Genomic DNA, 12,982 nt, shown 5'->3' with positions numbered 1-12,982 from the left:
TTTATATTTGAATGAAAGTTTATACGTTGAATAAGAAATGCATAACATCTCCGTCTTTTACAACATAGTTTTTTCCTTCTACACGCATTTTACCAGCTTCTTTTACTTTAGCCTCACTTCCGTAAGTAACAAAATCGTCGTAACCAATAACTTCTGCGCGGATAAACCCTTTTTCAAAGTCCGTATGGATAACTCCTGCAGCTTGTGGTCCTGTTGCTCCGATATCTATAGTCCATGCACGAACTTCTTTTACACCAGCTGTAAAATACGTTTGCTGATTTAATAACTTATACGCTGAACGAATTAATTTTGACGCTCCCGGTTCTTCTAAACCTATATCTTGTAAAAACATTTTACGCTCTTCAAAATCGTCTAATTCGTTAATGTCTGCTTCGGTCCCTACTGCTAACACTAAAACTTCAGCATTTTCATCCTTGACAGCCTCTTTAACTAAATCTACATAAGCATTACCAGAATTTGCGGCACCTTCATCTACATTACAAACATACATTACTGGTTTTGCTGTAATAAATTGAGATGGTCCAACAAATTCTTCAAACTCATCGTCTTCAAATTCTATAGCACGCACAGATACGCCTGCTTCTAAAGCTGTTTTAATCTTTAATAAAGTTGCTTCTTCTTTCTGCGCTTCTTTATTTCCAGTTTTAGCCGCACGTTTAACTTTTTCAAGCTTCTTATCTACTGTTTCTAAATCCTTTAATTGCAACTCCATGTCGATCGTTTCTTTATCGCGAATTGGATTTACATTCCCATCTACGTGAACGATATTATCGTTGTCAAAACAACGTAAAACGTGAAGAATCGCATCTGTTTCTCTAATATTAGCTAAGAACTGATTTCCCAAACCTTCACCTTTACTAGCACCTTTTACTAAACCAGCGATATCCACAATCTCTACAGTTGCAGGCATTACACGCTCTGGATTTACTAATTCTTCAAGTTTTTCTAGTCTTGGATCTGGTACGTTTACCACTCCAATATTTGGCTCGATAGTACAAAACGGAAAGTTTGCACTTTGCGCTTTGGCGTTAGACAAACAATTAAATAAGGTCGATTTTCCTACGTTTGGTAATCCTACAATTCCAGCTTTCATTTTTCTTTAGATAATTTAATTAAAGACTCAAGAACCAAAACGATGGTTTTTGCGAGTGCAAATGTAAGTAATTATATGAATTTATTTTAAAAAAGATTCACACCAATTCCTGACCTTTTAAGCTGTAAAAAGTCGCGTTGACACACCTCAATTCGTACGTTAGTTGCGTTTCCAACAATAACTGTTCGTTTAATTGTTTAATACACTTTAATTAAAACACGTTTAGTTATAGATAATAGTGTGAATTCTTAAATTTTTAATTACTTACTAAAGAATCCTTAGATAATTCTCATTATTTTCTAATAATTAACTAATTTTTAACAAAACGACCAACAACTTGTTACCCAAATCACACTTAAACATCTTAATTCCATATCTTTAAAAGTAATAAACCCATTAAATCAACAACACTATGATGAAACAACTATCTTATCTTTTACTTTTACTTTTTGGTGTCCAATTTGCAAACGGACAAACGGTATCTGGAAATATCACAGATTCAGAAGGCCTACCTGTACCAAGTGTAAATATTATTGAAAAAGGAACAACTAATGGCGTTGTTGCAGATTTTGATGGAAATTACACTATTACTGTTAGTGAAAACGCAACACTTATTTTTAGTTTTATTGGTTACACCTCTAAGGAATTAAAAGTAAATGGTCAATCTACATTAAATGTAACATTAATAGAAGGTGTCGGACTCGACGAAATTGTACTGGTTGGATCTAGAAACCCGAAAAGGACAGCTTTAGACACCGCGGTTCCTGTAGACATTTTGGACGTTGCCGAAATAGCGGCCTCGACAGGAAAAGTTGAAGTAAATGAAATTCTGCAATACGCCGCACCTTCATTTAACGCGAGTAAACAGTCTGGATCGGATGGTGCAGATCATGTTGTGCCCGCCTCATTAAGAGGTTTAGGCCCCGATCAAACTCTCGTTTTAATTAATGGTAAGCGAAGACATCAATCCTCTCTTGTAAATATATTCGGAACTAGAGGTCGAGGAAATTCTGGAACCGATTTAAACGCTATTCCAGCGTCTGCAATTAAAAGAATTGAAGTCTTGAGAGATGGCGCTTCTGCGCAATACGGATCGGATGCCATTGCAGGTGTAATTAATATTGTCCTTAAAGATAACACTGAAGGCTTCTCGGGAGGTGTAACTTACGGCGCCTACAGTACCGCAATCGGAGATGGTTGGGAAGAAGAAAGCGGAGAAACCTTATATAATGTTGAAGGCAAAAACAGACTAGATGGAAAAGATAAAAATTACGATGGAGAAACAGTAAAAGTAGACTTTAACTACGGTGTAGATATAGGCGAAGATGGTGGTTTTATAAATTTCACAACAGAGCTATTATCTAAAAACAATACATTACGTCCTGGATTTTCATGGAGAAAAGGATTTGGAAGTGCTGGAGTTGATAGTTTTAACTTTATGATAAATACAGAAATACCACTTAGCGACAACACCGAAGTCTATGCCTTTGGAGGACGTAATTTTAGAGACACTAATGCCTATGCCTTTTCACGAGATAGTTTTGAAGATGGAGACAACAGATCTGTACCGAGCTTATACCCTAACGGATTTACACCTGAAATCACATCTAATATTACGGATGTATCTGTATCTGTAGGACTAAAACATGAAATGAATAATGGATGGTTCGTCGATTTTAATAACACTTATGGAAAAAACGATTTTCAGTACTTTATTAAAAACTCGAATAACGCCTCTATGAAAGACGCCTCTCCAACAGACTTTAATGCCGGAGGTCACTTTCTATCTCAAAACATAACCGGAATTAATTTAAGCAAGTATTTTGACGACGTAGCTTCGGGTTTAAACATAGCCTTTGGTATGGAATATAGAACCGAAAACTTTGGAATTTTCGCAGGTGAGATTTCATCTTATTCATTATACGACGAAAATGCAGTACCTATTACCAATCCTGCAACACAAATTGTCGCCACAGATTCTAATGGAGACGCACTTCCTGGAGGTTCGCAAGGTTTCCCTGGCTATAGTCCAGACAACGAAGTAGACAGAAACAGATCTAATTATGGTGTTTATCTGGATTCCGAACTAAATGTTACAGACGATTTTTTAGTTGGAGGCGCATTACGCTATGAAACCTATAGCGATTTCGGAAGCTCATTTAACTTTAAGTTAGCAGCCAGACACAAATTACTAGATGATGCGCTTGCGTTTAGAGGCTCTCTTTCTACAGGTTTTAGAGCACCATCTTTAGCACAAATATATTATAACCTTATTTTCACTAATATCGTTGCAGGAGAATCTATTCCATCTTTACTATCGGCAAACAACAGCACGGTAACCAAAGCTTTTGGGATTGAAGATTTAAAAGAAGAAAATGCTTTTAATGCCAGTTTAGGGTTTACATTCAACAAAAATGGATTTACAGCTACTATAGATGGTTATCTAATTAATGTAGATGATAGAATTATTTTAACAGACAACTTTACAGATCAAGCTATATTAGGACCTTTAAATGTAGATGCCGCTCAATTCTTTGCAAATGGTGTTGACACGCAAACTACAGGTCTAGATATTGTTTTAACCTACAAAATGTCTGTAGGATCTAATAGCAATCTAAGTTTTGGTTTAATAGGAAACCTTAATAATTTAGAAATTAAGAACATCAACACACCAGAATTTGAAGGTAGTAATATGACGAATGAAGAAGCTCAACTTAGATTTTTTAGTCCTTTTTCTCAAGCATACTTAGAAGCCGCCGCACCCGATTATAAATTCGGACTTAATTTAGGATATTCCACTTCTAGATTTAATATAAACGCATCACTAACTCAATTTAGCGAAGTCCAATTGCAAGATTTTCAATGGGTAGATTCTCCACCTATTACTTTTGCTGAGGCAGATGCTTTAAAAGAAGTCGCAACAGACACCTATGAATCTAGATTAATAGTAGATTTAAATTTAGGATATAAATTCACAGAAAACCTAAACTTAACAGTAGGTGCTAATAACCTATTTAATACGTATCCGACGCCTCAATTCGACGGTTGGTCTGATCAAGGAGGTTTGGCCGATTCTGTGCAAATGGGCTCTGATGGTAGATATGTATTTACAAGACTAGGATTTAATTTCTAATCTAGAACGTGTAATAAAACAAAAAAGCCGAGCAATTGCTCGGCTTTTTATTAAAATATAAATAAGATAGATTAACCATCAGGATGCATAAAGCGTTGTTTACCTAATAACTCATCTTCTGTTTCTTCGTGATCTTCATCAGGAACACAACAATCTACTGGACAAACTGCCGCACATTGAGGTTCTTCATGAAATCCTTTACATTCGGTACATTTATCTGGCACAATATAATAAAGTTCGTCACTTACGGGTTCCTGAGCTTCATCTGCATCAACCTCTTTCCCATTTGGTAACACAACAGTACCGTTTAAACTTGTACCGTCTTTATATCTCCAATCGTCTGCACCTTCATATATCGCTGTATTTGGGCACTCTGGTTCACAAGCACCACAATTTATACATTCGTCTGTTATAATAATTGCCATAGCGTATTTCTTTTTCTAACTTTGTGGGGCTAAAATAAAGCCAAAACCTTTCATAACCAAATTAGACTATGAATTTAGAGCAAAGAATTAATGCTTTTTCAAAATTAGGAGATTTTTTAAGTCAATTCTCAACCGAAAAAATCCAAAAAAAAGAGGACATTCCATTTAACGATTTATTTTTTGACGGCTTTAAACACCAATTAAAAATAGCTGAAGAAAACAACAGATGGTTTAACACCGATAATCTTACTTTTTCTTTAAAGGGTTGGTCTAAGCAACTGACAGAGAGCAATATTAAAACATGGTTAAATAAGTATTCATTTAACACCATTTCTCCAAAAAAAGTGGCTATTATAATGGCTGGAAACATTCCACTTGTTGGATTTCACGATTTCATTTCTGTTTTAATTTCAGGACACGATGTAGTTGTTAAGCAGTCTTCAAACGATAAACATCTGCTACCCTTTCTCGCAAAATATTTGGAACATGTAGAGCCAGAATTTAAATCTAAAATCACCTTTATCGACGGGAAGTTAGAAGATTTTGAAGCAGTAATCGCTACCGGAAGCGATAACACTGCACGTTATTTTGAATACTATTTTAAAGACAAACCTTCTATTATAAGAAAAAACAGGAACTCTGTTGCTGTTTTAACAGGAAACGAAACCACAGAAGAACTAGAAGGCTTAGCCGACGACATTTTTAGATATTACGGTTTAGGATGTCGCAACGTCTCTAAAGTTTATGTGCCTAAAAATTACGATTTCCAAGATTTTTTCCAAGCAATGTATAAATGGAAAGAGGTAATAAACGATCATAAATACGCCAATAACTACGATTACAACAAAGCGGTTTATTTAATGAGCGAATTCGATATATTAGAAAATGGCTTTTTAATGATTAAAGAAGATCCGAGTTTTTCTTCGCCAATCGCGACTGTATTTTACGAGTACTACAACGATGTAAATGAGCTAAAATCGCATTTAAATTCAGAAAAAGACAATATACAATGTATTGTTTCTAAAGACTTTATGAGTTACGAAATTGTTTTCGGAAATACCCAACACCCAAACCTATGGGATTATGCCGATAACGTTGATACTGTGGCGTTTTTATTAAAAATTTAGCATAAAAAATATTAATTTTATTATATAAATTCATCATTTATTTAGCACCTTTGTGCTTATCACAAAATTATCGAAATAATGAAAAAACACAATTTTAGTGCTGGCCCATGTATCCTTCCGCAAGAAGTTTTACTAAAAGCCTCTGAAGCCGTAGTAGATTTTAACAACAGCGGTTTATCTCTAATTGAAATATCGCACAGAAGTAAACCTTTTATCGAGGTTATGGATACTGCAACTGCTTTAGCTTTAGAACTACTTGGTTTAGAAGGAAAAGGCTACAAAGCATTATTTTTACAAGGTGGAGCGAGCACGCAATTTTTAATGACAGCATATAATTTATTAGAAACTAAAGCTGGATACTTAAATACAGGAACTTGGGCTGCTAAATCTTTAAAAGAAGCAAAACTTTTCGGAGAAGTTGTAGAAGTTGCTTCATCTAAAGATGCAAACTATAACTACATTCCAAAAGGATATAGCGTACCATCAGATTTAGACTATTTCCACTGTACTTCCAATAACACTATTTTCGGAACACAAATAAAAGATTTCCCTACCAGTCCAGTACCTATGGTATGTGACATGAGTAGTGATATATTCTCTAGAACCTTAGATTTTTCTAAATTCGACCTTATTTATGCTGGAGCTCAAAAAAACATGGGTCCTGCAGGAACAACTTTAGTTGTTATTAAAGAAGACCTTTTAGGTAAAGTAACTAGAGCAATCCCATCAATGTTAGACTACAAAAACTTTATCGAAAAAGATAGTATGTTTAATACACCTCCTGTTTTTGCTGTATACACATCTATGTTAACGCTTCAGTGGCTTAAAGACTTAGGTGGAATTGCTGCAATTGAAAAGGAAAACGAAAAGAAAGCTAAATTAATTTATTCTGAAATAGACTTAAACCCTTTATTTAAAGGTTTTGCAGCTACAGAAGACCGTTCTACAATGAATGCTACATTTAATTTAGTAGACGAAAAATTAAAAGACACTTTTGACGAAATGGCTAAAGAAGCTGGAATGAATGGTATTAACGGACACCGTAGTGTTGGTGGATACAGAGCTTCTATGTACAACGCATTGCCTTACACTAGTGTTGCTGCTTTAGTTGAAGTGATGAGCGAATTAGAACGAAAAGCATAATCAAACAAATTAATCAATAATAAATTTTAGTCATCTTAAATGACAACGAATCTTATGAAAGTATTAGCAAACGACGGTATTTCACAAAGTGGAATTGATGCCTTAGAAAAAGATGGATTTGAAGTTATCACAACCACGGTAGCTCAAGAGCAGTTAATTAATTATATCAACGAGAATCAAATTGTTGTTTTATTAGTTAGAAGCGCAACAACAGTACGTAAAGATTTAATCGACGCCTGCCCTAGCCTAAAAATCATTGGACGAGGTGGTGTAGGTATGGATAACATCGATGTTGAATATGCTCGTGAAAAAGGATTAAAAGTAATTAACACACCAGCGGCTTCTTCGCATTCTGTTGCAGAATTAGTATTTGGTCACTTATACGGTTTATCACGTTTTTTACATAGCTCAAACAGAGAAATGCCTTTAGAAGGTGATAAGAACTTTAAAGGATTAAAGAAAGCTTATGCAAAAGGAACAGAATTAAAAGGTAAAACTTTAGGTGTTTTAGGTTTTGGACGTATTGGTCAAGCTACAGCTAAAGTGGCTTTAGGAGCAGGAATGAAAGTTGTTGCTTTTGATCCGTTTTTAGAAAAAGCTAATTTAGAATTAGAATTTTTCGACGGACAAACTGTAAGTTTTGACATTGAAACTATTTCTAAAGAAGACGTTTTAAAACAAGCGGACTTTTTAACGCTACACGTGCCAGCACAAGATGGTTACGTAATTGGTGAAGCAGAATTAAACAGCATGAAAGACGGTGCTATTTTAGTAAACGCAGCTCGTGGAGGTGTGGTAGATGAATTAGCTCTTGTAAAAGCATTAGAGAGTGGTAAAATATCTAGAGCAGCTTTAGATGTTTTTGAAAAAGAACCACAACCAGAAATGGGATTATTAATGAACCCTTCTTTATCGTTAACACCACATACAGGTGCCGCGACAAACGAAGCTCAAGATAGAATTGGAACAGAATTGGCGCAACAAATTAGCAGCATCCTTTTATAATTCCAAACAAAATATATTACATAAAAAAAAGCCGTCTAAATTATTCTAGACGGCTTTTTTATTTATATATAAACAACTAATTATCAAAACAACTAGCAACACCTAATTAAATGCATAGATTAAACTAAATAGATTTAATATACAATCTAAAATTACTTAGAATTAAGCTTACCCGTAATACTCTTCTTCCTCAAAAAACTCATCTTTAAATCCAATTAAATAGAGTTTCTCTTTAGCACGAGTAACAGCTGTATATAACCAACGCAAGTAGTCTTTATCAATTCCGTTAGGCAAATAAGGTTGCTCTACAAAAACAGTGTTCCACTGCCCCCCTTGCGACTTGTGGCATGTAATGGCATAAGAAAACTTAACCTGTAACGCGTTAAAATATTTATTAGCCTTTACTTTAGTGAATTTCTTATAATTACTACTCTCCTCTTCATAATCCTTCATTACTTCTTGATACAGTCGGTTTGAATCTTCATACGTTAATGAAGGAGATTCTGCCGAAATCGTATCTAAAAGCAACACCGTTTCTATAGGCGCCATACGCGGATAATCGACCATTCTCATTTTAACTTCGGCAAAACGAAATCCATACAATTCTTTAATCGAAAAAATCTCTAATACTTCAACGATATCTCCATTGGCAATAAATCCAGCTTCACTTGTTGGTTTAAGCCAGAAATAATTATTCTTTACAATCATTAAATAATCGCCTGCAGATAATTCATTTTCATTAAATAAAATACGATCTCTAATTTGCTGATTATAAAGATTTGCACGCTTGTTACTTCTAACAATGATTGCAGTCTCTTCATTACCTAAATCACTATAAGAATCGCTAATTGCATCCATGATTTCTTGTCCGTCAATCAGCCTTACAATGTCTTTATATGGGTTAACATCAAACTTAAAACTATCGTAAAACGTGCCCGATAACGTTTCCCTAAGAATGGTTGCATTAAATAAAATACCAGAATCTTGCTCTTGTCTAACTACTTCATCAAGCTCCATACAAACCACTTCTTTATCGTAATTTAACACCAAGGTCTTTTGCTCTAAAGCAGGACTTATATCTAGTTTTACTGGTGGTAACTGCGCTGTATCTCCAATTAGGAGCAATTTACAGTTATGTCCTGCGTAAACGTATTGCATTAAATCGTCTAACAAGGAATTACTTTCACTGTTTTTAGAATCCCCAGGAGTATCCGAAATCATAGACGCTTCATCGACTATAAAAATGGTGTTTTTATGTTTGTTGGGTTGCAAAACGAATTTTACACCACCACCTTTATCTTTTTTAGGAAAATATATTTTTTTATGTATAGTAAACGCCTCTTTCTTGGAATAATTAGAAATTACTTTTGCGGCACGACCTGTGGGCGCCATAAGCACAGCACTCTTTTTTATTTTCCACAAATTGCTTACAATCGTACTAACAATGGTCGTTTTACCTGTTCCAGCATACCCTTTTAATAAATAAAGCGATTTTGGATTGGAATTAAAAATAAATTCGGACAATTGAATTAATACAATATTTTGTTTTGTTGTAGGATTAAACGGAAACTGCTGTTTTATAAGGGAATAAAATTGTGATGCATTCATTTAGGAGGCTTCAGAAAAAAAATTATTCAAATATAGTAATGATTTTTACTCTTATAGGTTTTAACGAATAAAAAAAAATTGTAGATTTGCGTTAGACCTTATAATAAAATTAATTAACAAAAAACACTATGCTTACAATAATTCTTATTGCTGTTGCTGCTATTCTGCTTACGATTGGTTTAGTTTGGCTAATCGACAAATTTTTACCATCAGGCTTAAAACCTGTTATAATTATTGCACTTTGGGCACTTATAGCCTTCTTAGGTTACCAAACATTTATGTCGGTTTACACACCTATCCAATTCAATAAAATTAAAAACAAACGTTATGCTTTAGTTATTGAAAAGCTTATCGATATTAGAGATGCGCAATTAGCACACAAACAAGTGACAGGAACGTTTGCAGGAGAATTTGATCACTTAATTAAATTTATTGACACCGCTAAATATACAATTACACAACGTCGTGACTCTACTATTTTAGATGAAGAAATGACAAAAAGATATGGTGGTGTAGAATCTTATAAGGATATTATTATTATTGATACATTAGGATTTATTTCAGTTAAAGATTCTTTATTTAAATCTTCTCCTCGTTACAAAACGATGATGAACCTTCCTGCAGGTGTTGGACCAGAAGGTGCTAAGTTTAAATTAGAAGCTGGAACCTTAGAACAAAACGATGTTAAAATTCCTGTTTTCGAATCTTCTGTTAAGAAAGATGTTATTCTTTACGATCAAGAAAGAGACTTAGTAATTCAAGAAAACCAAGTTATTGCGGTAGACGGTGTAAATGGTGATGCTTTAATGGTAGGTTCTATGAATGAAGTTAAGACCAACGGAAACTGGCCAAAAACATATGGTGACGACGAATAGTAGTTCACATAATAACACACATAAGGAATTGTCCATTCAAATTAGTTTGAGTGGACTTTCTTTTTGTATATTAAATCCTAGCTTACATCAGATAGAGGTTTTAAAACATCTATCGTTTAATAAACACGAAACGCCTTATCAATTATTAGAGCATGTGCAGTCTTTATTTAATACCGAGGAAAGTTTAAAACAAGCCTTTAATAGTATTCAAATTATTCATAGCAACGAATTATCTACGCTAGTACCTAGTCCGTTATTTAACGAAGAGCATTTAGCCGATTATTTAAAATATAATTCTAAACTCTTAAAATCAGATTTCATCACGTTTGATACTATAGATTTAAACGACAGTGTGAACGTATATGTTCCTTACGTGAACGTAAATAATTTTATTTATGAGCAATTTGGCGAATTTACATTTAAACACGCCTCTACGGTTTTAATTGAAAGTATTTTACAAATTGAAAAAAATGCAGATGTTCCAAAACTTTACATTCATGTAGCCTCTCGCCATTTCGAAATTATAAGTATCAATTCTGGAGCGCTTCAGTTTTATAATACGTTTGAATACAGTACCGAAGAAGATTTTATATATTATCTCCTTTTCACTTTAGAACAATTAAAGCTAAATCCCGAAACCATTCAGCTTGTATTTGTAGGAGACATATTAAAAAACGACGCCTTGTATAATATAGCATACAAATATGTGCGCCACATTTCCTTTGGAAAACATAAAAATAACTTTACTTTTAGTCATCAACCACAAACTCAGCATGCCGAGTTTGTTATCTTAAATAGTTTTTAATGCGAATAATATCTGGATTATATAAAGGAAGACGAATTACTGCTCCAAAAAAGCTACCCGCTCGCCCTACTACCGATATGGCTAAAGAAGCCTTATTTAATATTTTAAATAACACGTATTATTTTGACGATGTTTCAGTTTTAGATTTATTCGCGGGAATAGGTAGTATTAGCTACGAATTTGCTTCTCGAGGTACGACTAAAATAACTTGTGTAGACCAAGAAGCAGACTGTATTAAATTTATTAATGACACTGCTGAAGGTTTTGAAATGCCAATTGATGCCATTAAAAGTGATGTCTTTAAATTTTTAGAAGGAACCACGTTAAAATCGACTATCATATTTGCAGATCCGCCTTACGCCTTCCCTGTCGAGGAATTTAGTAAAATTCCGCAATTGGTTTTCGAAAACAATTTATTGGAAGCCGATGGAGTATTAATAGTAGAACATTCTAAACATACCAATATCTCTAATTTAGAACACTATAAATACTCTAAAAGTTATGGCGGTAATATGTTTAGCTTTTTCGGTTACCCAGAAACAGAATCTGAAGACTAAAAATTAGTAGTTGCTTTTATCATATTAATTTTTAATTAATTAGGGAGTAATTCAGAAATTATAATATTATAAATTATAAAAATAAATTTAAAATATGTATTTTAGTTTACGCTAAGCATACTGTTTAGCACAGTTTAATACACAATTATATTAGTAAATATGAAAAAATTCATTTTGTTCGCCTTTACTTTAGCAGTAATGGTTTCTTGTACTGAACCCGTAAAACAATACACTACAAGTTCTCCTGAAATTGAAACAATTAAAACGTTACATGAATATTTTAAAGACAGTAATTATGACGGTCTTAAAGATTTGTACGCTGAAGATGCTGAAATTTACGAAAATTCTTTAGAACCTACAGCTGTATCTGATATGATACAACAAGGAAAAGAAGGACGTAAAGTTGTAGAAGGTTATGATTTTCCAGAAGGCGTAAAATGTGAGATGATTACAAATGATGCTGGAGAAAAATGGGTAAATAGCTGGGCTGTATGGTCTGGAAACATAAAAGGAAGCGAAACCGAAATTAAAGTGCCTATTATTTCTAGATTCTTATTTAAAGATGGTAAAATTGTAAAAGAATATAGTTACTGGGATAATTTACCAAGCTACAATGCTTTTGAAGAATTGGCTTCAGAAAAATTAGACAACTTAGAAGAAACATTGGAAGCAGATCAATAGTCTCTAATCCAAAATATTACAATAAAGCAAAGCCCTTTTTTATTAAATAAAAAAGGGCTTGTTTATTTAAGTAAATCTATAAGCCGAATCCTGTACCCTTTCTAAACGAAAAGGCCCTTATCATTTATCTGAGTGTACTATTACTAATACACTTTAGCTGCCCACCCTCCAATATCGAGCGTGCCGCCCTCAATCATTGGTATACATGGCATTGCACCACATAGAGTTTACCTGGTTTCACTACAGCATTACCTGTACATACTTTCTGTTGCACTTTTCCTAACCTCTCGGCTGGTGGCCATTAACCACTATGTTGCACTACGGTGTTCGGACTTTCCTCCATTCTAAAATATAGAATAGCGATAAGGCGATCTACTAGCTGGCAAAAATACAATAATTACGCACTAAAATAACTAAACTCTCATCTATTAAATTTAAAAGTTGTTAATAACTCGCGCTAATTTTTACATCCAAAACGGAATTATATTCATCGAATTTTTAACTTTGTT

At 33.9% G+C, this 12,982-nt stretch carries 11 protein-coding genes and 1 other RNA gene; 8 read left to right on the top strand and 4 right to left on the bottom strand.

Annotation, left to right across the window (positions count from 1 at the left end):
* Nucleotides 1–19 precede the first annotated feature (19 nt).
* A complete protein-coding gene (gene ychF, locus AC0UBM_RS02860) occupies nucleotides 20–1,114 on the bottom strand; it encodes a redox-regulated ATPase YchF (RefSeq protein WP_414034636.1) in 1,095 nt (364 codons plus the stop codon).
* A 412-nt stretch (nucleotides 1,115–1,526) separates the two neighbouring features.
* On the opposite strand from ychF, the gene AC0UBM_RS02855 reads away from it, so the two are divergent.
* The gene (locus tag AC0UBM_RS02855; RefSeq protein ID WP_475687579.1) at nucleotides 1,527–4,247 is read left to right on the top strand and encodes a TonB-dependent receptor; all 2,721 of its coding nucleotides are present in this window, start codon (nucleotides 1,527–1,529) and stop codon (nucleotides 4,245–4,247) included.
* A 71-nt stretch (nucleotides 4,248–4,318) separates the two neighbouring features.
* Here the strand turns inward: AC0UBM_RS02855 and AC0UBM_RS02850 are convergent, their stop codons facing one another.
* The gene (locus AC0UBM_RS02850) at nucleotides 4,319–4,672 is read right to left on the bottom strand and encodes a 4Fe-4S dicluster domain-containing protein (protein ID WP_414034638.1); all 354 of its coding nucleotides are present in this window, start codon (nucleotides 4,670–4,672) and stop codon (nucleotides 4,319–4,321) included.
* A gap of 68 nt (nucleotides 4,673–4,740) precedes the next feature.
* Between AC0UBM_RS02850 and AC0UBM_RS02845 the strand changes: the two genes are divergently transcribed.
* From AC0UBM_RS02845 to AC0UBM_RS02835, 3 genes are all read left to right on the top strand, one after another.
* Entirely contained in the window at nucleotides 4,741–5,799 is a 1,059-nt protein-coding gene (locus AC0UBM_RS02845; protein WP_475687578.1) for an acyl-CoA reductase, read from the top strand.
* A 78-nt stretch (nucleotides 5,800–5,877) separates the two neighbouring features.
* Complete coding sequence (serC, locus tag AC0UBM_RS02840; protein WP_414034640.1) at nucleotides 5,878–6,942, top strand: 3-phosphoserine/phosphohydroxythreonine transaminase; 1,065 nt, start codon at nucleotides 5,878–5,880, stop codon at nucleotides 6,940–6,942.
* Nucleotides 6,943–6,996: 54 nt separating this feature from the next.
* Nucleotides 6,997–7,947, top strand: coding sequence for a D-2-hydroxyacid dehydrogenase (locus AC0UBM_RS02835; RefSeq protein WP_475687577.1), 951 nt, complete (start codon nucleotides 6,997–6,999; stop codon nucleotides 7,945–7,947).
* 168 nt (nucleotides 7,948–8,115) lie between these two features.
* On the opposite strand, the gene AC0UBM_RS02830 is transcribed toward AC0UBM_RS02835, so the two are convergent.
* Nucleotides 8,116–9,555: an ATP-dependent DNA helicase gene (locus AC0UBM_RS02830; RefSeq protein ID WP_475687576.1), complete on the bottom strand. Its 1,440-nt coding sequence runs from the start codon at nucleotides 9,553–9,555 to the stop codon at nucleotides 8,116–8,118.
* A 128-nt stretch (nucleotides 9,556–9,683) separates the two neighbouring features.
* Here AC0UBM_RS02830 and AC0UBM_RS02825 point away from each other — a divergent pair, with 128 nt between their 5' ends.
* From AC0UBM_RS02825 to AC0UBM_RS02810, 4 genes are all read left to right on the top strand, one after another.
* Nucleotides 9,684–10,430, top strand: a complete 747-nt coding sequence (locus tag AC0UBM_RS02825; RefSeq protein ID WP_475687575.1) for a hypothetical protein — start codon at nucleotides 9,684–9,686, stop codon at nucleotides 10,428–10,430.
* Nucleotides 10,378–11,235 (top strand): DUF3822 family protein, encoded by an 858-nt coding sequence (locus AC0UBM_RS02820; protein WP_475687574.1) that lies wholly within the window; start codon nucleotides 10,378–10,380, stop codon nucleotides 11,233–11,235. Before AC0UBM_RS02825 ends, AC0UBM_RS02820 begins: the two co-directional genes overlap by 53 nt.
* Nucleotides 11,235–11,792, top strand: coding sequence for an RsmD family RNA methyltransferase (locus AC0UBM_RS02815; RefSeq protein ID WP_414034645.1), 558 nt, complete (start codon nucleotides 11,235–11,237; stop codon nucleotides 11,790–11,792). Before AC0UBM_RS02820 ends, AC0UBM_RS02815 begins: the two co-directional genes overlap by 1 nt.
* A gap of 159 nt (nucleotides 11,793–11,951) precedes the next feature.
* Nucleotides 11,952–12,473, top strand: a complete 522-nt coding sequence (locus AC0UBM_RS02810; RefSeq protein WP_414034646.1) for a nuclear transport factor 2 family protein — start codon at nucleotides 11,952–11,954, stop codon at nucleotides 12,471–12,473.
* Nucleotides 12,474–12,536: 63 nt separating this feature from the next.
* On the opposite strand, the gene rnpB is transcribed toward AC0UBM_RS02810, so the two are convergent.
* Nucleotides 12,537–12,852, bottom strand: an RNA gene (gene rnpB / locus AC0UBM_RS02805) — RNase P RNA component class A.
* Nucleotides 12,853–12,982 lie beyond the last annotated feature (130 nt).

The organism is Formosa sp. F44 (assembly GCF_056238645.1).
The sequence above is the reverse complement of the archived record's forward strand: the minus strand, read 5'-3'. Positions and strand labels throughout refer to the sequence as shown.